The sequence below is a fragment of the Ruegeria sp. CG11 genome (assembly GCF_056537245.1).
Map to the genome: position 1 here is coordinate 627,443 of NZ_JBQFRE010000001.1, position 20,902 is coordinate 648,344.

General features: G+C 59.6%; 27 protein-coding genes and 1 tRNA gene. 18 read left to right on the forward strand and 10 right to left on the reverse strand.

All coding sequences use genetic code 11. The features are described from left to right. Positions 1-88: 88 nt before the first annotated feature. A complete protein-coding gene (gene rpiA, locus ACR0KW_RS03090) occupies positions 89-874 on the reverse strand; it encodes a ribose-5-phosphate isomerase RpiA (RefSeq protein ID WP_480803685.1) in 786 nt (261 codons plus the stop codon). 167 nt (positions 875-1,041) lie between these two features. Here rpiA and ACR0KW_RS03095 point away from each other — a divergent pair, with 167 nt between their 5' ends. From ACR0KW_RS03095 to ACR0KW_RS03105, 3 genes are read left to right on the forward strand one after another with little or no spacing between them, the layout of a single operon-like run. Continuing rightward, positions 1,042-1,743: a glutathione S-transferase family protein gene (locus tag ACR0KW_RS03095; protein ID WP_480803686.1), complete on the forward strand. Its 702-nt coding sequence runs from the start codon at positions 1,042-1,044 to the stop codon at positions 1,741-1,743. Position 1,744: 1 nt separating this feature from the next. Beyond that, positions 1,745-3,118, forward strand: a complete 1,374-nt coding sequence (locus ACR0KW_RS03100) for an L-serine ammonia-lyase (RefSeq protein ID WP_480803687.1) — start codon at positions 1,745-1,747, stop codon at positions 3,116-3,118. Between the two features lie 22 nt (positions 3,119-3,140). Next, positions 3,141-3,551: a GFA family protein gene (locus tag ACR0KW_RS03105; protein WP_480803688.1), complete on the forward strand. Its 411-nt coding sequence runs from the start codon at positions 3,141-3,143 to the stop codon at positions 3,549-3,551. A 33-nt stretch (positions 3,552-3,584) separates the two neighbouring features. On the opposite strand, the gene ACR0KW_RS03110 is transcribed toward ACR0KW_RS03105, so the two are convergent. Next, positions 3,585-4,238, reverse strand: a complete 654-nt coding sequence (locus tag ACR0KW_RS03110; RefSeq protein WP_480803689.1) for a thiamine diphosphokinase — start codon at positions 4,236-4,238, stop codon at positions 3,585-3,587. 175 nt (positions 4,239-4,413) lie between these two features. On the opposite strand from ACR0KW_RS03110, the gene ACR0KW_RS03115 reads away from it, so the two are divergent. Both ACR0KW_RS03115 and ACR0KW_RS03120 read left to right on the forward strand, forming a co-directional pair. After that, positions 4,414-5,997 carry a prolipoprotein diacylglyceryl transferase gene (locus ACR0KW_RS03115; RefSeq protein ID WP_480803690.1) on the forward strand — a complete coding sequence of 528 codons (1,584 nt, stop codon included), beginning with the start codon at positions 4,414-4,416 and terminating at the stop codon, positions 5,995-5,997. A gap of 186 nt (positions 5,998-6,183) precedes the next feature. Beyond that, complete coding sequence (locus tag ACR0KW_RS03120) at positions 6,184-6,744, forward strand: N-acetyltransferase family protein (RefSeq protein WP_480803691.1); 561 nt, start codon at positions 6,184-6,186, stop codon at positions 6,742-6,744. A gap of 27 nt (positions 6,745-6,771) precedes the next feature. Here the strand turns inward: ACR0KW_RS03120 and ACR0KW_RS03125 are convergent, their stop codons facing one another. From ACR0KW_RS03125 to nthA, 5 genes are all read right to left on the reverse strand, one after another. Beyond that, entirely contained in the window at positions 6,772-7,014 is a 243-nt protein-coding gene (locus tag ACR0KW_RS03125) for a DUF2842 domain-containing protein (protein ID WP_480803692.1), read from the reverse strand. Next, complete coding sequence (locus tag ACR0KW_RS03130; RefSeq protein ID WP_480803693.1) at positions 7,014-8,309, reverse strand: adenylosuccinate synthase; 1,296 nt, start codon at positions 8,307-8,309, stop codon at positions 7,014-7,016. The genes ACR0KW_RS03125 and ACR0KW_RS03130 overlap by 1 nt, the downstream gene beginning before the upstream one ends. A 211-nt stretch (positions 8,310-8,520) precedes the next feature. Next, the gene (locus ACR0KW_RS03135) at positions 8,521-8,859 is read right to left on the reverse strand and encodes a nitrile hydratase accessory protein (RefSeq protein ID WP_480803694.1); all 339 of its coding nucleotides are present in this window, start codon (positions 8,857-8,859) and stop codon (positions 8,521-8,523) included. Further along, entirely contained in the window at positions 8,856-9,533 is a 678-nt protein-coding gene (nthB, locus tag ACR0KW_RS03140) for a nitrile hydratase subunit beta (protein ID WP_480803695.1), read from the reverse strand. Before nthB ends, ACR0KW_RS03135 begins: the two co-directional genes overlap by 4 nt. Then, a complete protein-coding gene (nthA, locus tag ACR0KW_RS03145; RefSeq protein ID WP_480803696.1) occupies positions 9,530-10,144 on the reverse strand; it encodes a nitrile hydratase subunit alpha in 615 nt (204 codons plus the stop codon). The genes nthB and nthA overlap by 4 nt, the downstream gene beginning before the upstream one ends. A gap of 151 nt (positions 10,145-10,295) precedes the next feature. Here nthA and secG point away from each other — a divergent pair, with 151 nt between their 5' ends. From secG to ACR0KW_RS03195, 10 genes are all read left to right on the forward strand, one after another. Further along, positions 10,296-10,661, forward strand: coding sequence for a preprotein translocase subunit SecG (secG, locus tag ACR0KW_RS03150; protein WP_170325501.1), 366 nt, complete (start codon positions 10,296-10,298; stop codon positions 10,659-10,661). Positions 10,662-10,820: 159 nt separating this feature from the next. Further along, a complete protein-coding gene (locus tag ACR0KW_RS03155) occupies positions 10,821-12,464 on the forward strand; it encodes a CTP synthase (protein ID WP_480803697.1) in 1,644 nt (547 codons plus the stop codon). Positions 12,465-12,565: 101 nt separating this feature from the next. After that, positions 12,566-13,339, forward strand: coding sequence for an isocitrate lyase/PEP mutase family protein (locus ACR0KW_RS03160; RefSeq protein WP_480803698.1), 774 nt, complete (start codon positions 12,566-12,568; stop codon positions 13,337-13,339). A 122-nt stretch (positions 13,340-13,461) separates the two neighbouring features. Further along, positions 13,462-13,911 carry a tellurite resistance TerB family protein gene (locus ACR0KW_RS03165; protein WP_480803699.1) on the forward strand — a complete coding sequence of 150 codons (450 nt, stop codon included), beginning with the start codon at positions 13,462-13,464 and terminating at the stop codon, positions 13,909-13,911. A 20-nt stretch (positions 13,912-13,931) separates the two neighbouring features. Next, positions 13,932-14,369, forward strand: a complete 438-nt coding sequence (locus ACR0KW_RS03170) for a tellurite resistance TerB family protein (RefSeq protein ID WP_170324497.1) — start codon at positions 13,932-13,934, stop codon at positions 14,367-14,369. Positions 14,370-14,383: 14 nt separating this feature from the next. Beyond that, entirely contained in the window at positions 14,384-15,097 is a 714-nt protein-coding gene (locus tag ACR0KW_RS03175; RefSeq protein WP_480803700.1) for a phosphate/phosphite/phosphonate ABC transporter substrate-binding protein, read from the forward strand. A gap of 146 nt (positions 15,098-15,243) precedes the next feature. Next, entirely contained in the window at positions 15,244-16,020 is a 777-nt protein-coding gene (locus ACR0KW_RS03180; RefSeq protein ID WP_480803701.1) for an ABC transporter ATP-binding protein, read from the forward strand. A gap of 33 nt (positions 16,021-16,053) precedes the next feature. Beyond that, positions 16,054-16,767, forward strand: a complete 714-nt coding sequence (locus tag ACR0KW_RS03185) for a transporter substrate-binding domain-containing protein (RefSeq protein WP_480803702.1) — start codon at positions 16,054-16,056, stop codon at positions 16,765-16,767. A gap of 71 nt (positions 16,768-16,838) precedes the next feature. After that, positions 16,839-17,726 carry an ABC transporter permease gene (locus ACR0KW_RS03190; RefSeq protein WP_170325499.1) on the forward strand — a complete coding sequence of 296 codons (888 nt, stop codon included), beginning with the start codon at positions 16,839-16,841 and terminating at the stop codon, positions 17,724-17,726. Beyond that, on the forward strand, positions 17,723-18,529 hold the full coding sequence (locus ACR0KW_RS03195) for an ABC transporter permease (RefSeq protein ID WP_170324493.1): 807 nt from the start codon (positions 17,723-17,725) through the stop codon (positions 18,527-18,529). Before ACR0KW_RS03190 ends, ACR0KW_RS03195 begins: the two co-directional genes overlap by 4 nt. Before the next feature lie 102 nt (positions 18,530-18,631). On the opposite strand, the gene ACR0KW_RS03200 is transcribed toward ACR0KW_RS03195, so the two are convergent. Beyond that, positions 18,632-18,708, reverse strand: a tRNA-His gene (locus ACR0KW_RS03200). Between the two features lie 47 nt (positions 18,709-18,755). Then, positions 18,756-19,238, reverse strand: a complete 483-nt coding sequence (locus ACR0KW_RS03205; protein ID WP_480803703.1) for a GNAT family N-acetyltransferase — start codon at positions 19,236-19,238, stop codon at positions 18,756-18,758. A gap of 77 nt (positions 19,239-19,315) precedes the next feature. Between ACR0KW_RS03205 and ACR0KW_RS03210 the strand changes: the two genes are divergently transcribed. Continuing rightward, positions 19,316-19,504 carry a DUF6324 family protein gene (locus ACR0KW_RS03210; protein ID WP_068334412.1) on the forward strand — a complete coding sequence of 63 codons (189 nt, stop codon included), beginning with the start codon at positions 19,316-19,318 and terminating at the stop codon, positions 19,502-19,504. A 4-nt stretch (positions 19,505-19,508) separates the two neighbouring features. Here the strand turns inward: ACR0KW_RS03210 and ACR0KW_RS03215 are convergent, their stop codons facing one another. Continuing rightward, positions 19,509-19,940: an MmcB family DNA repair protein gene (locus tag ACR0KW_RS03215; protein WP_480803704.1), complete on the reverse strand. Its 432-nt coding sequence runs from the start codon at positions 19,938-19,940 to the stop codon at positions 19,509-19,511. Between the two features lie 114 nt (positions 19,941-20,054). Between ACR0KW_RS03215 and ACR0KW_RS03220 the strand changes: the two genes are divergently transcribed. Together ACR0KW_RS03220 and ACR0KW_RS03225 are read left to right on the forward strand one after the other, a co-directional pair. Next, a complete protein-coding gene (locus tag ACR0KW_RS03220) occupies positions 20,055-20,375 on the forward strand; it encodes an ArsR/SmtB family transcription factor (protein WP_480803705.1) in 321 nt (106 codons plus the stop codon). Beyond that, positions 20,372-20,797 carry an SRPBCC family protein gene (locus ACR0KW_RS03225; RefSeq protein ID WP_480803706.1) on the forward strand — a complete coding sequence of 142 codons (426 nt, stop codon included), beginning with the start codon at positions 20,372-20,374 and terminating at the stop codon, positions 20,795-20,797. The genes ACR0KW_RS03220 and ACR0KW_RS03225 overlap by 4 nt, the downstream gene beginning before the upstream one ends. Positions 20,798-20,902: the final 105 nt, after the last annotated feature.

Genomic DNA, 20,902 nt, shown 5'->3' on the forward strand with positions numbered 1-20,902 from the left:
CTGCCAACCCTTGTCGGTGTGTAAACTTCACTTAAGGCACTGCCACCATGTGTGTTTCACGCTTCTGCACTGGTGCCAGTCGCCGGTCTCAATCCGCCAGATCCGAGAACAGGTTGTCTCCACCCTCGACCAGTTGGTCCAGTTCGGTGGTGCCCGCATTGATGTCGCGCAGCTCGACCCGGCCATCACCGTGGCCGATCACAACCTTGTCACAGATGTCGATGAACAGCCCGTTTTCGACCACGCCCGGCACCTGATTGAGAACCAGGGCCAGCTGGCGCGCATTCCCGATGCGCTGCAGGTGCAGGTCCAGAATGTGGTTGCCCTCGTCTGTCACAAAGGGCGCCTCGCTATTCATCCGCAGCATCGCCGAGTTGCCCAGAACATCCATCGTGTCCAGCGCCTCTTCAATCAGGGTCCGCGTGGTTTGCCAGCCAAAAGGGATCACCTCGACCGGCAGGGGGAAGGCACCCAGCGTTTCGACCTCCTTACCGGCATCGGCAATCACCACCATCTGATCGCTGGCCGTGGCGACGATCTTTTCTTGCAGATGCGCGCCGCCGCCGCCCTTGATCAGGTTCAGCTCACCATCGAACTCATCCGCACCGTCGATGGTCAGATCCAGCCAGCCGGCCTGATCCAGTGAGACCACTTCGATCCCGACCTCACGGGCCAGTTGCGCGGTGCGGATCGAGGTCGGAACCCCTTTGACGCGCAGACCTTCGGTTTTCACCCGTTCGCCCAGGCGGCGCACCATCCAGGCGGCGGTCGATCCAGTGCCCAGCCCGACGCGCATCCCATCCTGAACCATATCGGCGGCACGGCGCGCGGCGACGTATTTGGCCTTGGCGATGGGGGACATATCTGGGGTCATGGCAGCGTTTCCCTGTATTGCTGCAGGGTTTATACGGAATGCAACCGCCGACTGCGAGAGCGAAATCGCCCTGCTGCCACCCAAACATCTATCGAAAATACGCGTTTCCGATTGGAAACGTCGCAATCGAGGCTTCCGCGCTTCTTCTGGCGTTATACATAGATTTCATGATCGCGCCCTATCGCCTGCACTATGCCCCCGACAACGCCTCTCTGGTGATCAGACTGGTGCTGGAAGAGATGGGCCAATTCTATGAAACCGTGCTGGTGGACCGTCGCCAGAACGAGCAGGACAGTGCGGCCTACCGTCAGTTGAACCCGAACGGGTTGATTCCGGTGCTGGACACACAGCAGGGACCGATCTTTGAAACGGCAGCCATCCTGTTGTGGCTGGCGGACACGCACGGGCAACTGGCCCCGTCCCCCGAAGCACCGGAGCGGGCGGCGTTTCTGAAATGGCTGTTTTTCGCATCGAACACGCTGCACGCCGATCTGCGCATTCTGTTCTATGCTGAGAAATATATCGACGCCGCACAGGCTGACACCCTGCGGGAAGGTATCCGCCCTCGCCTGCGTCGACATTTGCAGGTTCTGGATGCCGAAGCTCAGAAGGCGCCAATCTGGCTGCACTCGGATCAACCGTCGATTCTAACCTACTATCTGGCCTGCCAGATGCGGTGGATGGCGCTGTACCCCGCCAACGCCAATCGCGGCTGGTATCACCTGTCGGATACACCCCATCTGCAAGCGATCCTGACGCAGCTTGAAACCCGCCCCGCAGCCCAAGCCGCCATCGCGGCCGAAGGGTTGGGGGTGACACCGTTCACCTCTCCGAGTTACGCTACTCCTCAAGAAGGCTCAGCTACCTGACATGTTTCTATCTGTCTTCGATATGTTCAAAGTGGGCATCGGCCCGTCTTCGTCTCATACCATGGGGCCGATGGTCGCCGCTGCGCGGTTTCTGGACCTGATGCGCGCCTCGCCGTTCGAATTCGCGGGCCTGCGCGGCTCGCTGCACGGTTCACTGGCCTTTACCGGAGTTGGTCACGCGACCGACCGCGCCACCATCCTCGGGCTGGCCGGGTTCGTGCCCGACACCTATGACAACGACAAGGCCGAGGCCGCGCTGGCCGAGATCGCCGAAACCCATACGGTCACGCCCGAAGGCCTGCCGACACTGAATTTCGATCCCAAGACCGACCTGATCTTTGACTATGATCACAACCTGCCCGGCCACGCCAACGGCATGATCCTGATGGCAACCGATGCGCAGGGCGACGTGATCCTGCGGCAGGTCTATTACTCGGTAGGCGGCGGCTTTGTCCTGACCGAAGAGGAACTGGCCGAGGGCAAGGACACAAATGATGGCCCACCCGTGCCCTACCCGTTCCATTCGGCGGCAGAGATGCTGGAGATGGCGAAAGCCAGCGGCAAGAGCATCGCGCAGATGAAGCGAGAGAACGAGGTCGCCCGCGGATGCCCCATCAGTTTCGCCAAAGGCACCGCGCGCCTTTGGGAGGTTATGAACGACTGCATCGAACGCGGCCTGAAAACCGACGGTATCCTGCCCGGCGGTCTGAACGTGCGCCGCCGCGCCAAAGGCATTCACGAAGCTCTGCTGGCCGAACGGGGTATGAACCTGAACGCGCCGCACACCATCAACGACTGGATGAGCGTCTATGCCATGGCGGTGAACGAGGAAAACGCCGCCGGTGGTCAGGTCGTCACTGCGCCGACCAATGGCGCGGCGGGCACGCTGCCTGCGGTGCTGCGCTATTACCTCGACCACGTGCCGGGGGCCTCGGAAAGCCATGTCGAGGATTTCCTGCTGACCGCGGCCGCCATTGGCGGTCTGGTCAAGTACAACGCCTCGATCTCGGGCGCAGAGGCAGGGTGTCAGGCCGAAGTCGGCAGCGCCTCGGCCATGGCTGCTGCAGGTCTGTGCGCCGTGATGGGCGGCACACCGGAACAGGTGGAAAACGCCGCCGAGATCGCGCTGGAGCATCATCTGGGCATGACCTGCGACCCGGTCAAAGGGCTGGTGCAGGTGCCTTGCATCGAACGTAACGGGCTGGCGGCGATCAAGGCAGTTTCGGCCGCCTCGCTGGCGCTGCGCGGTGATGGTCAGCATTTCGTGCCGCTGGACGCGGCCATCGAAACCATGCGCCAGACCGGGCATGATATGCACGAAAGGTACAAGGAAACGTCTTTGGGCGGTCTGGCGGTGAACGTACCCAACTGCTGACGCCACGACAGGAGGGGATACCATGCGGGGTCATTGTCTGTGCGGCACCATCCGGTACGAGGTTGACCCTCCGGCACTGTCTTGCGTCACTTGCCATTGCGACAGTTGCAGACGGCAGTGTGCTGCACCGATGACCACCTATTTCGGCGTGCGCGACGGCCAGTGGCGCTGGACCGGAGAGGCGCCGAAAACCTTCAATTCCTCTCCGGGGGTCGAGCGCAGCTTTTGCCAGAACTGCGGCACGCCGATCTCGTTCCGCTCGCAATCCTTGTCGGACGTACTGCATCTGTACGTGGCGACGCTGGAAGACCCGAACCAGCTGGAACCCACGCTGCACGTGGCGCATGAGGAAAAGCTGCATTGGCTGAAACTTGGCGACGACCTACCCACCTGCATCGGGCCGGACTACACCAAGGTGCAGCCCCTGCCCTAGGCGCACTCCGCCATACGGCTGTCCGCTTGGATGTCAGTCATCGCGGGCGGGCCAGCGCCTGATGGGCCCCGACAAAAACGCCTGCATGACTTGATCCAGAGCGTCACGAGGCACCATCACCAACAAGCCCGGTCCGTCCACGGCCAGCTCCACATCAGACAGCGCCCGGTTCGACGTACCCACGCGACCGTTCGGTTCCAGCACCAAATCGTCGATTGGCCATTCCAGCCCCTTGCTGCAGCCGGTTACACGCTGAAACGGAAACAATGACACCACATCACCAGGCGTGAGGCTTAACGTAATCTGCGGTGGCGCGTGGAAAACAACCTCACGCTCTCCTATCAGAACGCAAGGCCGATCCTGCAACCGTACCAGAGCGTTAAGCACCGCCATCTGGTGATCCAGCCGACCACCCAGAAACCCGATCCCCAGCACCAGAGGCGCGTCGATGCTGCGCAGAGCCTTGTCGAAATCCGTGCTGTCCTGTTCACGTATTGGAAACAGACGGTCCTCTGGAATCCGGTCAAGATACGTGCCGGTCAGCGAATCAAAGTCGCCGATAACGGCGTCTGGCATCCGCCCCGAATCAATCACCGGAATCGCTCCACCATCCGCTGCCACAACCGTCTTGACGCGAATCAGCGTCTGCTTCAGGTCTTCAGGGCCGATTTCACCACCTCCAACCATCGCGATTGGCTCCTCAGACCGCACAATTTGACTATTTTTTCTAAGATTGATCATTTTTCCCGGATTTGGACACATTGAGACCACAAAATGATAGGTTCATGCTGAGAGTTTCGAGCCATGGGTGTGCCCGTCGCCGGGTGAATGGCTCTTGTAGTTTGTAAAGGACGTGCGTCTGATGGTACAGAATAACAAGGTTTTAACCGTCTCCTATGGAACCTTCTCGTGCACTTTAGAAGGTTTTGACGATTCCTTTGAGACGATGAAAGCGATTGCCGAATACTTCCGTGATCTTGCCGCCGATGATCGGTATTTCGGTTCTGAACCTCCGCAGCCTGATACAGAAATGCTGACAAAAATTGCGCAGCGCGATGCCTCGCGCAAGGTCGAAGCAAGCCAGAGCGACGCTGGCCTGCTGATCCGCGCCACGAACGAACCTGCCACCAGCGCGCCGGATCTGAACGTCATCAACACCCCTCCCCCCTCGCCCCCCTCTCAGCCCGTTGCCTCTGACGCCGAAGCTGTCGAAGACGCGCCTCCCCCTGCCGCTGACAGTATCGCCGCCAAACTGCAGCGTATCCGGGCCGTCGTATCCCATTCAGAGGAGAACTCGGTCATCTACACCGAGGATGAAGAGACGACCCTGATGAAAAACACAGCGGGTCCGTCTGATGCGGTCGCGGCGGCATTCGCGGCCGGCTCACTGAACCCGGCCGACCTGGAAACCACCGCAGAGGCCGACGCGCCTGTCGAAGCATCCGAACCCGAACCGGAAATGCCCAGGGCTGAAGAGATCGAGGAACCCGCCGCTCCGGCCCAGGAAACCGAACCCGAGCCCCCGGTCTCCGCTGTCGAGGAAGAGGTCGAAGACGAAACTACCACACTGGATGTTCTGCTCGCAGATTTCGACGAAACTGATGAGAGCGAGCCTGAAGGCGATGATGTAACCAACATCCTCAGCGATACCAATGCTGACGAGGAGCCTACCGCGGCAGCCTCTGAAGGGATCATGACTGAAGAGGACGAGGCCGACCTGCTGGATGAGATTTCAAGCGTGGAAGCCATCTTGGCCAGCCGTTCTAAAACCCCGGCCGCCGAAACACCGGATCTGGACCATGATGTTTCGCGCCTGATGGACAAGGTTGGAGAGCAACTGGACAATCCGGACACAAGCAACACGCGCGAAACCTATACCCAGCTGCGTGCAGCGGTTGCGGCAACCGAAGCTGAACGCAGCGAAAAAGGTGTGTCCAATCAGGACAACGATCAGGACTATCGTGGCGATCTGTCCTCGGTCGTCAGCCCACGCCGCCCGGAGGTTGAGGTCACCAGCAAACGCCCAACCAGCGACGCATCGGCCCCCCTCAAACTGGTTGCTGAGCAGCGTGTCGACAACCAGAGCAAAGATGCCGGACCGGTGACCCCCCGCCGCGTGACATCCGAGGCCGAGGGTGAAGAAGAAGCTGCTGAGGAAAGTGGTTTTGCCCTGTTCGCGCAAGAACAAGGTGCGCAATCGCTGTCGGATCTGCTGGAAGCAGCGGCCGCTTATCTGTCCTTCATCGAGGGTCAGGAGCAGTTCTCGCGCCCGCAACTGATGAACAAAATTCGCTCGCTCAAGCAGGACGAGTTCAATCGTGAGGAAAGCCTGCGTTCGTTCGGTCAGTTGCTGCGGGACGGAAAGATAGAAAAAGCAGGCGGCGGACGTTTTGCAGCCTCGACCGAGATCGGCTTCCGCCCGGGTGACGCGCGCGCCGCAGGGTAAAGCCCAATAAAATCACGTGATGATGGGCTGGAGACTTCTTCGGCCCATTTTTTTTTGCACAAGTGTACCCAGCTGTCCCTTTGACGCCCATTTGCGGGCGCACTTGCTATGCTGCACCGCAGAAAGCTGGTATATTGGATGATAGATAATAGATGTTTCTAAATTCGTTCAAACAAGGGCCGCGCCATGTATGAACTGCCTATTCGACGCCTCCGGGTATACGACAAACCAAAAATAATAAGCCATTTCAACAACCTGGATGACGAGGCTTTAGCGTCGAGATTCGGCACTCAGGTCAGTACCACATATATTCAGAGATATTTGTCCGGGTTATTCGACAACGCGGCATTGATCTTCGGCGCATTTCCGGATTCCTGTTTGCGTGGTGTGGGGGAACTACGCGTATTGCCAGACAGTCGGACGCATGTGGCCGAGGCTGCCTTTACAGTCGAAACCGCGTGGCAGGATCGTGGTATCGGGGATGCCCTGCTGTCGCGGATCATCACCGCGGCCCGGAATCGCGGAATTCGCGAAGTACACATGCTGTGCCTGGCCACCAACCAGAAAATGCGCCGACTGGCTGCGAAACACGAGGCAGATCTGAATCTGGTCACGGGACAGGTTCAGGCAACTCTGACCGCGCCCTGGCCTACCCCGCTCAGCGTTGCCGAAGAGATTTCAGGCGAGTACCACGCAATGGCCCGTGCCATCCTCAGCTGGCCCGGGCCGGATCAGCATCCGGAGTGAACTGACCTAATCAGTCACCCCGGCCTGTCATTCCGAAGGCTGATCCGGGTCTTCCTTGCCGACGCCTTTGAACACGAACTTGAACGGCAGCGCCCAGACAATGCCCAAAGCGACATAGACCAGCAGCTCCAGCCAGATCGGTGGGCGGTCGAGCCAATTCACAATTGTCACTACCGCCACGATATAGACCGGCAACCCAATCAACAGCAGCACCAGCGACCAGCGGCGCCGTGATTTGTAGCTGAGGCCGGTCTTTCCGTCGTCGCTCATCAGTCAGCAAACGGGTCGGTCACCAGAATGGTGTCGTCCCGCTCCGGGCTGGTGGACAGAAGGGCTACGGGGCATTCGATCAGCTCTTCGACGCGACGCACATATTTGATCGCGTTGGCCGGCAGATCGGCCCAGCTGCGCGCACCTTCGGTGGATTCGCTCCACCCCGGCATTTCTTCGTAGATCGGTGTGCAGCGCGCCTGCTGATCGGCCGCGGTGGGCAGATAGTCCAAACGTTCACCGTCCAGCTCATAGCCGACGCAGATCTTGAGCGTCTCGAACCCGTCCAGAACGTCCAGCTTGGTCAGCGAGATGCCGTTCACGCCACTGGTAGCGCAGGTTTGACGCACCAGACACGCGTCGAACCAACCGCAGCGGCGCTTGCGCCCGGTGGTGGTGCCGAACTCATGCCCGCGCTCGCCAAGGCGTTGACCGTCCGCATCGTCCAGCTCGGTCGGGAACGGCCCCTCGCCTACACGTGTTGTGTAGGCTTTGACGATGCCCAGAACAAAATCGATCGATCCAGGACCGATGCCAACACCCGTTGCAGCCTGACCGGCGATCACGTTGGACGAGGTCACAAAGGGATAGGTGCCGAAGTCGATGTCCAGCAATGCGCCCTGCGCCCCTTCGAACAGGATGCGTTTGCCCGCCTTGCGCTTTTCGTTCAGCACTTTCCAAACAGGCGCGGCGAAGGGCAGGATTTCCGATGCGATCTCTTTCAGTTGCGCAATCAGCGCGTCCCGGTCCACAGGCTCGATCCCCAGACCTTTGCGCAGCGGGTCATGGTGCTGCAGCGCACGGTCTACACGTGCCTCAAGCGTAGCCGCGTCCGCCAGATCGGCAACGCGCACAGACCGGCGGCCAACCTTGTCTTCGTAAGCCGGGCCAATGCCGCGGCCAGTGGTTCCGATCTTGGTGCCCTTGCTGGCAGCCTCTTCGCGGGCGCGGTCCAGTTCGCCATGGATCGGCAGGATCAGCGGCGTGTTCTCGGCGATCATCAGGGTTTCGGGCGAGATATCAACGCCCTGCGCGCGAATGGTGGCGATTTCCTTGATCAGATGCCACGGGTCCAGCACGACGCCGTTGCCGATGACACTCAGCTTACCACCACGCACAACGCCCGACGGCAGCGCGTGCAGCTTGTAGACCTCACCATCAATGACCAGCGTATGACCGGCATTATGCCCGCCCTGAAAACGCGCGATCACGTCTGCCCGCTCGCTGAGCCAGTCGACGATCTTGCCTTTTCCTTCGTCACCCCACTGGGCGCCGACAACAACCACATTGGCCATATCCGGTCCTTTTGCGCTGAATTACCAAACTCGGCTCGTATAACGAGGACAAAGCGACAGGGAAACCGGTAATTCGCCGCAGATAAGAACCGCGCTGCGTGCGCTGCCTCCGGCGGAGGTATTTTTGGCCAGATGAAGAGCGGACCCCCTGTTCATCTGGCTCGAAATACCTCAGGGAGTCGCCCGGAACGGGCGGCGGGGGCAGTGCCCCCTACCCGTCAGCAGTCAAACGGACCGGCTGGCCGTGAGGCGTTGTCAAGTAAGCCTCTTCCCAAGCGGACTTATATTGGATGACTTCCTCTGTGACAGCCGCGCCCAGTTCGTTCAGTAGCAGTTCGAGCGTTTCCAGCCACGCATGGAAATAGTCATCGCCCCCGTCTAGATCGCGATCCAGTCCGTGGTGCTTTAGCGTCTGCGAAAAACGCGTGGCCCAGTCGGGCCAGTCAAAGCATCCAGCCTCGTTCAGAGCCACAGTCACCGCAAATACTTGAGCGTGCCAGGGTTCGGCAAAAACAGGTTCAGGCACAGAATGGGCAGCGCAATCGCTCATGCTGGCTCCAGATAGCTTTGCCAGAGGTCCAGTACGACCTCGTCTTTGGGGTTTTCCGGGTCTGCCCACAATTCCGAGGCTGGGAAGACCACCGCATAGAGCGGCTCGGGCGCCTCGCCAAATCCATGCGCATTGGCGTCCGGCAGCACATGTGTGCCATGCAGCCGCATGACCTTCCCGGTCGCACCGGATGCGTAGATCGGCAGGCGCGTGTGGCCGCCATCAACCAGTCGATTGGCGGCCGGATGTACGGTACGTACACTCTGCCCAATCTTGAACTGAGCGGGCACATCTGACGGGCGGTCTGCTGGCCCGCCCTTGGCAAGGGCTGCAGCGACGGATTCGGCTTTCAGAGCGCGGGCAGACAAAGGATGCGGGTCGTCCGAAGCTGCCCCGGACAGATCATCCACAGTCAGCACACCCGATTCCACCAGCAGATCAGCAAGGCCCGATATCCACTTTTCGTAATAGGAGAACCGCGCATAATCCTTGGGGGACAATCTCTCGCGCGCGTGGCGCGAGACGTCGATGTTCCATTGCCCCAGAAACCCCGCGGCCAGCGTCACCGCCAGCGCCCGCCCGTGCCAATTTTCGGCAAAAACCGGTGCGTCATAGGATTCGGGCTGTACCGGGCCATCACCAAAGCGACCGCCCATATCGTGCACGCGGGTCATGAGGGCACCATGGGCAGGCCCGTTCCGATCATGCTGTCACGGGTGACGAGCGCGGCCAGATCGTCTTCGCCCATCCCTTCGGTGCCTGCGAGTCGCATCGGCAATACGAGGTAACGAATCTCGGCAGTCGAATCCCAGACACGAACGGCCGTCTCGGACGGCAGTGTGACCCCGAATTCGGCCAGAACCTTGCGCGGTTCCCGGACCGCGCGAGCCCGGTAGGCATCGGACTTGTACCAGCTCGGAGGAATACCCAGCAGAGGCCACGGGTAACAACTGCACAGCGTACAGACGACCATGTTGTGCAGGTCCGGCGTGTTTTCCACCGCGACGATATGTTCACCCTGACGCCCATAGAAACCCAGATCGGCAACAACCGGTGTCGCGTCGGCAAGCAGAGCTGTCCTGAAGTCCGGATCGACCCACGCCTTAGCAACCACGCGCGCGCCGTTTTGCGGGCCGATCTTGTTCTGGTAGGTGTCGATGATCTCATCCAACGCCGCCGGGTCGATCAGCCCCTTGCGGGTCAGAATCGTCTCAAGCGCCTTAACGCGCAGCGCGGGGTCAGGTGGCAACAAAGCGTGTGGGTGGTCGGGATCGTCATGTGGCATGGGTCGCAGCCTGCGTTACCTTTTGCCCAGCTGTCCAGTCTCTTTGCCGTGATGCTGCATATCAGGGGTCGTGATGGCAACTCCTCCCTTGCCCCCGATGGCAAACTTGCATAAGTACCACGCGATACACGCCACGCTGTACAGGACCACCATGGAAAACGTCGTTCTCATCATCCATCTTCTCTTGGCTCTGGGCCTGATCGCCGTTGTTCTGATGCAGCGGTCCGAAGGCGGTGGCCTGGGTATGGGTGGCGGCGGCGGTGGCGCCATGACCGGTCGCGCGGCGGCGACGGCTCTGGGCAAGGTCACCTGGATCCTTGCTGCATGCTTTATCGTCACCTCGATCACGCTGACCATTCTGGCCGCTCAGAAATCTTCGGGCAGCTCGGTAATCGACCGTCTGGGCGTTCCGGCCCCGGCCGCGACCGAGGAAAGCACTCCGGCCGTTCCGTCGACCGATGATCTTCTGCCTCCGGCTCAGGGCGACAACGCGCCGCTGATCCCGCAAGCGGACTGATCCACTACACTTAGAAATCTAAAAGAGAGCTGCAACAGCATCTTGCGGTTCTCTTGCGCTATTGGCGCGAATCCTTTATACGTGAAGTCCCGTGATGCAGCGGTTTTTCGGAGCCGCCGGGCAGCTGATATTGACGTCTCACGGGAGCAGCCGAAAAACATGGCGCGTTTTATTTTCATCACTGGTGGTGTTGTTTCGTCCTTGGGCAAAGGACTGGCTTCGGCGGCTCTGGGCGCTTTGTTGCAGGCCCGGGGATATTCGGTACGTCTGCGCAAGCTGGACCCCTATCTGAACGTCGATCCGGGCACCATGTCGCCCTTCGAACATGGTGAGGTTTTCGTCACAGATGACGGGGCCGAGACCGATCTGGACCTTGGCCACTATGAGCGATTCACCGGCGTGGCCGCACGCAAAACCGACTCGGTCAGCTCGGGGCGGATTTATTCCAACGTGCTAGAGAAAGAGCGCCGTGGAGATTACCTCGGCAAAACCATTCAGGTGATCCCGCACGTCACCAATGAGATCAAGGATTTCATCGCCATTGGCGAGGATGAGGTTGATTTCATGCTCTGTGAGATCGGCGGCACTGTGGGTGATATCGAGGGCCTGCCCTTTTTCGAGGCCATCCGTCAGTTCAGCCAAGACAAGCCGCGCGGTCAGTGTCTGTTCATGCACCTGACGCTGCTTCCCTACATCAAGGCCTCGGGCGAATTGAAAACCAAGCCGACCCAACACTCGGTAAAAGAGCTGCGGTCGATCGGTCTGGCCCCCGACATTCTCGTCTGCCGGTCCGAAGGCCCGATCCCAAAGAAAGAGCGCGAGAAGCTGGCATTGTTCTGCAACGTGCGCCCCGACAGCGTGATCGCTGCACAGGACCTCAGCACCATCTACGACGCCCCTCTGGCCTATCACAACGAAGGTCTGGATCAGGCGGTTCTGGATGCGTTCCAGATCAGCCCGGCCCCCAAGCCCGATCTGGCGAAATGGGAAGACGTCAGCGACCGCATTCACAACGCCGAAGGCGAAGTGAAGGTTGCCATCGTCGGCAAATACACCCAGCTGGAGGACGCTTATAAGTCGATCGCCGAGGCGCTGACCCATGGCGGTATGGCCAACCGGGTCAAGGTCAAGGTCGAGTGGGTCGATGCCGAGGTTTTCGACACCGAGGATGCTGCACCTTATCTGGAGGGCTTCCACGCCATCCTCGTGCCCGGCGGCTTTGGCGAGCGTGGCACCGAGGGCAAGATCAAGGCCGCGCAATACGCGCGCGAACATAAAGTGCCCTATCTGGGCATCTGTCTGGGTATGCAGATGGCAGTAATCGAAGCCGCCCGGAACGCTGCAGGCATCACCGAGGCGGGGTCCGAGGAGTTTGACCACGAAGCGGGCAAGAAACGGTTCGAGCCTGTTGTGTATCACCTGAAAGAGTGGGTACAGGGCAACCACAAGGTCGAACGCAAAGTCGGAGACGACAAAGGCGGCACCATGCGCCTGGGCGCGTATAACGCGGTTCTGGCCGAAGGCTCGAAAGTGGCCGAGGTTTATGGCGGCACACAGATCGAAGAACGCCACCGTCACCGCTATGAGGTGGACATCAAGTACCGCGAAAAGCTGGAAAAGGCGGGCCTGAACTTCTCGGGCATGTCGCCGGACGGACGTTTGCCGGAAATCGTCGAATGGTCGGACCACCCGTGGTTCATCGGTGTGCAATACCACCCGGAACTCAAGTCCAAACCGTTCGATCCGCACCCCCTGTTCCGCGATTTCGTGCGCGCAGCGAAAGAAAGCTCGCGTCTGGTCTGATCGCGGACCGTTGACTCTATTGTTTCGGTCGGCGCGAAACATCTTTACGCGCCGACTGATTGCACGGTTAACTGCCGCCATAGCAGCGACAGGAGATCGGCATGACCAACCAGATTACCCAAGCGGAAGAATTTGCAGCCCTGCATAAGAAGGGCGATCCGGTCATCCTTTACAACATCTGGGATGCAGGCAGCGCCGGGGCCGTGCGCGATGCGGGGGCCAAGGCGATCGCCACCGGCAGTGCTCCGGTTGCGATGGCGCAGGGGTTTGGCGATGGCCAGAACATCCCGATTGACGCCGCGCTGGACAATGCCCGCCGGATCGTTGCGGCGGTTGATCTGCCAGTCACGCTGGATTTCGAAGGGGCCTATGCCGAGGACGTGCTGGGCGTGGCCGCAAACGTTCAACGCGCGCTGCAAACCGGCGTCATCGGCTTCAACTTCGAAGATCAGATCGTTGGCACCAGCGATCTCTATGACATCGAAACGCAGGAAGCGCGGGTCAGCGCCATGCGCGAAGGCTGCGATGCAGCCGGTATCCCGGCCTTCATCAACGCGCGCACAGATATCTTTCTGAAGGCCAAACCTGAAACCCACTCAGACGCTATGCTGGACGAGGCGATTGCCCGGGCCAAAGCCTATGCTGATGCCGGTGCCAGCGGGTTCTTCGCACCTGGACTGAAAAACGAGGCAATGATTGCCCGGCTGTGCGAATCGACCCCTCTGCCGGTCAATATCATTGCCCTGCCTGGCACACCCGACACGGCCACGCTGGCCGGGTTGGGCGTGGCCCGGATCAGCCATGGTCCCGTCCCCTATCGACAGATGCTGGGATGGCTGCAGGAGCAGGCAAAACAGGCCATTCAGGCCGGTTGATCCCACAACTTCGGGATCATGCTCAGCGTGTTTTTGCCAGATGTAGCGATCCTGGAGTTATTTGAGCCCATGACAAGTAGTCCGCGCTTGGCGGTCTACAAAATATGGAATATCCTCGCGGCATGTTGAAGAAGTTCTTACAGGCTTTCCGCCCGCCGCAACACGACACCCTACCAGACCCGGATGCCGAACTGGCGCTGGGTGCGCTCATGGTGCGCGTGGCACAGGCGGATCGGGACTACAAGCTTGAAGAAATCAGCCTGATCGACCGCATCCTTGCCCGGCTGTATCAGCATAACGCGATTGAGGCCGCCAAGGTCCGCGCCACCTGTGAAAAGCTGCACGCCGCCGCACCAGAGACGGACACGTTCGGCAAACTGATCCGCGAAACCACCGACCTGCACGAACGTCTGGCCGCGCTGGACGCCTTGTGGGAGGTTGTTCTGGCCGATGGCAATTCCGACGAAGGCGAAATGAATATCGTGGAAGAGGCACGCATTGCCATGGGCCTGAGTTTCAACGACAGCCAAACCGCGCGCGAACGGGTGCAAAGGCGCTTGGAAGAGCGTTAGACCCCCTCTATATCTAACACATGTTCAGTGATTTTCTGGCCCGGCTGACACAGCCCGCCCCCGACCCGCTTGCCGATGATGACGCCCGTCTTGCCCTGACGGCCCTGTTGGTGCGTATCGCGCGGGCCGACAACGACTATGCCGACACCGAAATGGCCCGAATCGACAAGATTTCGGCCCAGCGATATGGCCTGTCTCCGTTCGAGGCCGCCGCCCTGCGTGCCCGGGCCGAGGATCTTGAGGCCGAAGCCCCCGACACAGTCCGTTTCACCCGCGCGATCAAGGAAGCCATTGCCTATGACGACCGGCTCGCCGTCGTGCAGGCGATGTGGTCGGTCGCTCTGGCCGACGGACAACGGTCTGGCGAAGAGGATTCACTGCTGCGGCTGGTGGTCAGCCTTCTGGGCGTAAGCGACGTGGATTCCGCTCTGGCCCGCCAAAAGGCCGCCAAATCGTGATTGCGATGCTGGGCATGTATAACATGCCCGCGCTGCAGCCGGCGAATGACCGGTTCTGGACTTTGATTCGGAATCATCTTGGCTATGGCCCCGATCGCCTGACCCGAGATGCGGATGTCTGGGACGTCTGGCTGAACCCTAAGCTGACCTTTGCCCAGACCTGCGGGATGCCCTATCGCACTCACCTACACGGCAAAGTGCAGCTGGTCGGAACGCCAGACTACGGGCTGGCAGGCTGCCCGCCCGGCTACTACCGCTCGGTTTTCGTTGCCCGTCAGGATGACCCGCGCGACCTGAGCCAACTTGCGACCAGCGCCTTTGCCTACAACGAAAAACTGTCGCAGTCGGGCTGGGCCGCGCCGATTGTTCATCTTGAAGGTCGCGGCTTGCGGCCCGGCAGCATTGTGACAACCGGCGGTCACGCGCAATCCGCCGCCGCAGTCGCAGATGGCAAGGCCGATTTTGCAGCGCTGGACGCGCTGACATGGGAAATTCTTAAAGCGCATACCGACCTTGGCGCGGATTTGCGCGAAGCGGGGACCACGGCCCCGACGCCCGCCCTGCCCTATATCACCGCCAATAGACAGGACGCCCCCGCAATCGCCCGCGCCGTTCGCGCCGCGATTGGCGACCTCTCCGCGACGGACCGCGATTTACTGCACCTCCGCGGACTGATCGATATCCCGGATGGTGATTATCTGTCGGTCCCAAATCCGTCTCAGGTTTAGACAACCGGGCTTATTCGCTGACCAATTTGGCCAATACCTTTGGTCAATTTGACTGTTTAAGCCCCCGATGATGTCAATTGCGCATTGCATTGCCCCGATTTTTAAGCCCTATTACCGCACCAACACCGATAACACATGGACCATCCGTGACAGATTCCACTCCCGTCATCGAAATCAAGAACCTCCACAAAAGTTTCGGCAATCTGGAAGTGCTGAAAGGCGTCGATATTACGGCAAGACGCGGGGACGTTGTTTCGCTGATCGGGTCGTCAGGATCGGGGAAATCCACCCTGCTGCGCTGCTGCAACCTGCTGGAAGACAGCCAGCAGGGCGAGATTCTGTTCAAGGGCGAGCCCGTGCGCTGGTCCGGCGACGCACACCATCGCCGCCCCGCCGATCCGAAGCAGGTCATGCGTATTCGCACCAACCTGTCGATGGTGTTTCAGCAGTTCAACCTGTGGGCCCACATGACCATCCTGCAAAACGTGATGGAGGCCCCCGTCACTGTGCTGGGCCGCGACCCGAAAGAGGTTGAGGACAGCGCCCGCAAGTACCTGGAAAAAGTAGGCATCGGCGACAAGTGCGACGTCTACCCGGCGCAGCTATCTGGCGGTCAGCAGCAACGCGCCGCCATCGCCCGCGGCCTTTGCATGGAGCCCGAGGCGCTGCTGTTCGACGAACCGACCTCGGCGCTGGACCCCGAGTTGGAGCAAGAAGTCATCAAGGTGATCAAGGATCTGGCCGCCGAAGGCCGCACCATGATCATCGTGACTCATGACATGAAAATGGCCGCCGACATCTCAAGCCATGTGGTGTTCCTGCACCAAGGCTTGATCGAAGAAGAGGGCCTGCCGGAAGATATCTTTACGTCCCCCGAATCCGAACGACTTCGGGGCTTTCTATCCGCCACCAAGGCGGCTTAACTTCAGGACAGAAAACAAACTGGGGAGTATCCAATGAAAAAACTGATTCTGACCACAGCAGCACTGGCGCTTGGCGCCGGTATGGCGATGGCGGACACCATCCGTCTGGGCACCGAAGGCGCCTATGCGCCGTGGAACTTCGTCAACGACGCCGGCGAAATCGACGGCTTCGAGCGTGAGCTGGGCGATGAACTGTGCAAGCGCGCAGAACTGCAATGCGAATGGGTCAAGAACGACTGGGACTCGATCATCCCGAACCTGGTATCCGGCAACTACGACGCGATCATCGCGGGTATGTCGATTACCGACGAGCGTGACGAAGTCATCGACTTCACCCAGAACTACACACCGCCGGACCCGTCGGCCTATCTGGCCATGTCCGAAGGTGTTGACCTTGCAGGTGGCGTGATCGCGGCACAGACCGGCACCATTCAGGCGGGCTATGTTGCTGACTCCGGCGCGACTCTGGTTGAGTTCGCAAACCCCGAAGAAACCCTCGCAGCCGTGCGCAATGGCGAAGCAGATGCGGTTCTGGCGGACAAATCCTTCCTCGCGCCCTTCACCGAAGATGGCTCGGGCCTGCTCTTTGTTGGCGATGAGGTCCCGCTGGGCGGTGGCGTCGGCATGGGCATCCGTGAATCCGACGGTGAGCTGAAAGAAAAGTTCAACGCAGCCATCCAGTCCATGAAGGACGACGGCAGCCTGAACGAGCTGATCACCAAGTGGGAAGTGTCCTCGACCTTCTGATTTGAACTCTGCGGCGCGCCTGTCCCTAGGGCGCGCCGCCTCAGAGCCTTTGCCAGTCAAAGAGGCCCGCTATTTTCTCGTTCTGCACTGATCCCGAAACACTCGGCACGTTCCGTTGGTTCTCCTGTTATCTGACCAACGGTGTGCACTGGTTGTTCTATCTGTCCTTCTTCAAGGTGCTGCTGTTGCTTGCGATCACCGCGCCGGTAGCACTTGGCTTTGGCTTTTTGGGGGCAATGGCGGCCCGGTCGCATTTTCCGCCTCTCAGCTTGTTGGGCAAGGGCTATATCGCGATCGTGCGCGGCGTGCCGGATATCGCCTTCTTCATGTTCTTCGTGATCGCACTGGATCAGGCATTCGAGTGGACGCGCCACAAGATTCTCTGCCCGGAATGGACCGATCCTGTACGTCAGGGCAATGACTTCATCGTCTGTCAGGCTGCCAAACTGCCTCTGGGCACTGCACCGGAATGGGTGCACGAAACCTACGGGTTCTTCCTGGCCGTCATTACATTCTCTATCGTTTTTGGCGCGTTTGCTGCCAACGTCTTGTTCGGCGGCATGCGCGCCGTCCCACACGCCCAGCTGGAAACGGCCGAGGCCTATGGCATGACCCGCCGCCAGACCTTCTGGCGCATTCTGGTGCCGCAGATGTGGGTCTATGCGCTGCCCGGCCTGTCGAACCTGTGGATGGTGCTGATCAAAGCCACGCCGCTGCTGTTCCTGCTGGGCATCGAGGACATCGTCTATTGGGCGCGCGAACTGGGCGGCTACAAGAACCCGAAATTCACCCAATACCCGCATGGCGACTGGCGCATGTGGTATTTCCTCGCCCTGCTTGTGTTCTATCTGGGCATGACCCGCGTTTCCGAGATTGGTCTTGAACGGTTGATGCGCCGCCTGTCCCACGGTCAGGCGACCTCGGGCGGAGAGCTGCTGCGCAAGGAGACCACCGCATGAGCTGTATCCAGACTATCCAGGACTATGGCCTGCGCTCGATCGGTATTGGTGAGCGTCTGCTTCCCCGTAACGATTTCACCTTGTGCGAGCAGTTCACTCTGATCGGCTCGGGCATGATCTGGAACATCTATTTCGGGATCATGGCGCTGGCGACCGGATTCTTTTTGGCCACCGCGCTCGCTCTTGGCAAAGCGTCCACGAACAAATGGCTGCGCAAACCATCGGAATGGTTCATCTTCCTGTTCCGAGGCTCACCGCTGTTCATCCAGTTCTTCTTTGCCTACTTCCTCTTCCTGTCGCTGAAACAGACCTTTCCGTTCCTCGACGCTCTGACCTCAGCTTGGCTGGGTGCGCTCATCGTGCTGTTCTGCAACACCGCAGCCTACTCGGGCGAGATTTTCTATGGCGCGCTGCGATCGATTCCCAAAGGTGATATCGAGGCTGCAGACGCCTATGGCATGACCGGCTGGTCCCGGTTCCGGCGTATCGTCTGGCCGACCATGCTGCGACTGGCATGGCCTGCCTACACGAACGAGGCGATCTTCCTGTTCCACGCCACCACACTGGTGTTCTTCTCGGCCTTCCCGGTGTGGCAACAGCGCGGTGACGCCCTGTATTACGCGGGCTATTTCGCGGACAAGACGTTCAACCCGTTCATCCCCTACCCGATTCTGGCCTTCTACTTCATCCTGCTGACGCTGGTCGTCATCTGGGGGTTCGGCGTGGTAAACAAACGGCTTAACCGACACCTGCCCGTAGCGAAACGGAGCAAAATGAAGCTGAGATTGAACCTGGCGCGCTGATCACAGGCGCGCCAATCACCCCTTTGGGTCAAGTATTCTGAAAGTCGAAACAGCAGAGCTGAGCGTGTTACGCGCGCTGCATCAAATGCTGTTTGAGAGAGATGGTACCGCCTCCCTGGCTTGAACAGGGGACCTCTGGATCCACAATCCAGCGCTCTAACCAACTGAGCTAAGGCGGCACTCGTGAGGGGCGATGTACCGAACGCGCCGGGGGAATGCAAGAGGATTAAAGCCGAAATTTCCAGCTTTGTTCGACAAGATCGACCCCAAAGGAATGTACCGGTTTGCTGTCCAGCAACTGCCACCCGTTCACCCGATACAGCGCACAGGCCGCCCGGTGGCTTTCATGGGTCCACAGCCGCATTTCCACGTATCCTACGCTGCGTGCAAAGCCCGTACAGGTGTCCAGCATCCGCTTTCCCAGCCCCTGCCCCCGGACCTCCGGCAGCAGCAGGAACAGCCGCAGTTTCGCAGTTTGATCATCCAGCGAGACGCAAAAGATACTGCCAAGCCGTTGCCCCGCGTGTTCGGCGATCCAACCCCGCTCGCGCGTCGAATCGTGATCGGTGTTAAAATCGTCCAGTATGCGCTGCACCAGAACACCGAACGAGGCGTCAAACCCTTCGTCCCTAGTGTATAGCCTGTGGTGTTGCTCTACCAGCCAAGCCGTGTCTGTGGGGCGAAAGGGTCTGATCCAGACGTTATCCATGATGTATCTGACCGCAAAGGCAGCTTGATTCTCGACCCTTTGCGCGCTAGCACGAACGCTCAGTCCCGGAGGCGAACATGGGCATCAACACCGAACGCGACATTCAGGCGAATCTGCAGATCGGCCCCACCGATCAAGGCATGATACGGCTGTTCATCGAGGCAGATGGTATCGAGATTCCAATGGATTTCGATCCCGAAGAAGCCGAGGAAATCGCAGACGAAATTCGCGCTGCCGCGCAGGCTGCCCGCGCCGTCAAAGGCTGATCCTTCAAATCCGGGGATCACGCAGCGCCTGTAGCCTGCGGGCGGCGTCCACCGCAAATTTCTGGATCATCTTCTTGCGTCGCGCCGGGGCTAGCTTATCTTCCGGCGCCATGTGGACAATCTCGGCATCATAAGCGTCGGCGATGATCAGGCCGGTTTCCGCAGGCAACAGATCGGTCGGGAAATCGATGTCCACGGCCCAGAAAAACCGATCGCACCACTCAAGATAGCCCTGCCACTTGGAATCCGACTGATAATCCGCACGGCTGGATTTGCATTCGATCACCCACAGCTCACCCTTGGGGCCCAGCCCCATGACATCGACACGCAAACCACGGGTCGGCACGAATTCCTCAATCGAAACAATCCCATGCGCCAACAGATGGCGGGCAACGCCGCGGGCCAATTTTTGTCCGGGTTGCAGATCGAGTGTCATGATTGAAATGTGAACAATTGGTGAACAAAAATCAAGAACCACTTTACGCTTGACATGATACCTTTTGGTACTGCATTTATATGATACCAAAAGGTATCTCTAATGGTGGAACAAATGCAGCCCCAAACCCAAAACGCATTCCGTGCGCTGGCCGACCCAACCCGCAGAGACATCGTGCAGATGCTCGCCGCGCAGGACATGACCATCGCCCAACTGACCGAGCGGTTCGACATGACCCGCGCCGCCGTCAAAAAGCACCTGACCGTATTGTCGGATGGTGGTCTGATCACGGTCGAGGCGCGCGGACGGGAACGTATCAACCGGCTGGAACCGCAGGGCATGGCCCCTGTTCTCGACTGGCTCAGCTATTTCGACCAGTTCTGGGACGAACGTCTGAACAAACTGAAAGAAGCCATTGAAAGGAAAGACACATGACACCTACTGTTCTGCAAAAAACAATCTTTTTAAGGGCCGAGCCCAAGACAGTCTGGGCCTATTTGACCGACCCGGACCGCCTGGCCGAATGGTTTCACAAACCCGAACGCCCTCTGGCCGCCGGGCAAAAACTTGAGATGTTCGGCACCACCAGCGGCAACCTGCTGATCTGGGGTGAAGTGCGCGTTGCCCGACCGCCGGAGTATCTGGAATACACGTTCACTGTCAAACCCATGGGGGATGCCGTCAGCGTGGTCAAATGGACGCTCGAACCCGTTCCGGGCGGCACGCGGCTGGCGTTGCAGCACGAAGGCTTGCCACAGGATGCCGAAGCCTTTGGCCTGATCCTGTCGCTTGATAAAGGCTGGGATGAACATTTCGGCAAGATGCGCACTGCCTTGCACGAAACAGTTGATGCCTGACCCCTTGTGCAAACCCGCCGCAACCCCTACTTAGGCGCGTGGCGGGTTCTGCCCTTCTTGTGACAGGTAGCATTCTGGTGGCCTTAAGCAATTCCGAGGGGGCTG

Excerpts from the sequence above, each read along its gene's own strand:
- ACR0KW_RS03105 (WP_480803688.1), top strand. The coding sequence starts at position 3,141 with ATGCGGGGTCATTGTCTGTGCGGCACCATCCGGTACGAGGTTGACCCT.
- ACR0KW_RS03130 (WP_480803693.1), bottom strand. The coding sequence starts at position 8,309 with ATGGCCAATGTGGTTGTTGTCGGCGCCCAGTGGGGTGACGAAGGAAAA.
- nthB (WP_480803695.1), bottom strand. The coding sequence starts at position 9,533 with ATGACCCGCGTGCACGATATGGGCGGTCGCTTTGGTGATGGCCCGGTA.
- rpiA (WP_480803685.1), bottom strand. The coding sequence starts at position 874 with ATGACCCCAGATATGTCCCCCATCGCCAAGGCCAAATACGTCGCCGCG.
- ACR0KW_RS03135 (WP_480803694.1), bottom strand. The coding sequence starts at position 8,859 with ATGAGCGATTGCGCTGCCCATTCTGTGCCTGAACCTGTTTTTGCCGAA.
- ACR0KW_RS03120 (WP_480803691.1), top strand. The coding sequence starts at position 6,184 with ATGTATGAACTGCCTATTCGACGCCTCCGGGTATACGACAAACCAAAA.
- ACR0KW_RS03195 (WP_170324493.1), top strand. The coding sequence starts at position 17,723 with ATGAGCTGTATCCAGACTATCCAGGACTATGGCCTGCGCTCGATCGGT.
- nthA (WP_480803696.1), bottom strand. The coding sequence starts at position 10,144 with ATGCCACATGACGATCCCGACCACCCACACGCTTTGTTGCCACCTGAC.
- ACR0KW_RS03100 (WP_480803687.1), top strand. The coding sequence starts at position 1,745 with ATGTTTCTATCTGTCTTCGATATGTTCAAAGTGGGCATCGGCCCGTCT.
- ACR0KW_RS03115 (WP_480803690.1), top strand. The coding sequence starts at position 4,414 with ATGGTACAGAATAACAAGGTTTTAACCGTCTCCTATGGAACCTTCTCG.
- ACR0KW_RS03110 (WP_480803689.1), bottom strand. The coding sequence starts at position 4,238 with ATGGTTGGAGGTGGTGAAATCGGCCCTGAAGACCTGAAGCAGACGCTG.
- ACR0KW_RS03210 (WP_068334412.1), top strand. The coding sequence starts at position 19,316 with ATGGGCATCAACACCGAACGCGACATTCAGGCGAATCTGCAGATCGGC.
- ACR0KW_RS03165 (WP_480803699.1), top strand. The coding sequence starts at position 13,462 with ATGTTGAAGAAGTTCTTACAGGCTTTCCGCCCGCCGCAACACGACACC.
- ACR0KW_RS03155 (WP_480803697.1), top strand. The coding sequence starts at position 10,821 with ATGGCGCGTTTTATTTTCATCACTGGTGGTGTTGTTTCGTCCTTGGGC.
- ACR0KW_RS03125 (WP_480803692.1), bottom strand. The coding sequence starts at position 7,014 with ATGAGCGACGACGGAAAGACCGGCCTCAGCTACAAATCACGGCGCCGC.
- ACR0KW_RS03170 (WP_170324497.1), top strand. The coding sequence starts at position 13,932 with ATGTTCAGTGATTTTCTGGCCCGGCTGACACAGCCCGCCCCCGACCCG.
- ACR0KW_RS03220 (WP_480803705.1), top strand. The coding sequence starts at position 20,055 with ATGCAGCCCCAAACCCAAAACGCATTCCGTGCGCTGGCCGACCCAACC.
- ACR0KW_RS03225 (WP_480803706.1), top strand. The coding sequence starts at position 20,372 with ATGACACCTACTGTTCTGCAAAAAACAATCTTTTTAAGGGCCGAGCCC.
- secG (WP_170325501.1), top strand. The coding sequence starts at position 10,296 with ATGGAAAACGTCGTTCTCATCATCCATCTTCTCTTGGCTCTGGGCCTG.
- ACR0KW_RS03095 (WP_480803686.1), top strand. The coding sequence starts at position 1,042 with ATGATCGCGCCCTATCGCCTGCACTATGCCCCCGACAACGCCTCTCTG.
- ACR0KW_RS03205 (WP_480803703.1), bottom strand. The coding sequence starts at position 19,238 with ATGGATAACGTCTGGATCAGACCCTTTCGCCCCACAGACACGGCTTGG.
- ACR0KW_RS03215 (WP_480803704.1), bottom strand. The coding sequence starts at position 19,940 with ATGACACTCGATCTGCAACCCGGACAAAAATTGGCCCGCGGCGTTGCC.
- ACR0KW_RS03160 (WP_480803698.1), top strand. The coding sequence starts at position 12,566 with ATGACCAACCAGATTACCCAAGCGGAAGAATTTGCAGCCCTGCATAAG.
- ACR0KW_RS03175 (WP_480803700.1), top strand. The coding sequence starts at position 14,384 with ATGTATAACATGCCCGCGCTGCAGCCGGCGAATGACCGGTTCTGGACT.
- ACR0KW_RS03185 (WP_480803702.1), top strand. The coding sequence starts at position 16,054 with ATGAAAAAACTGATTCTGACCACAGCAGCACTGGCGCTTGGCGCCGGT.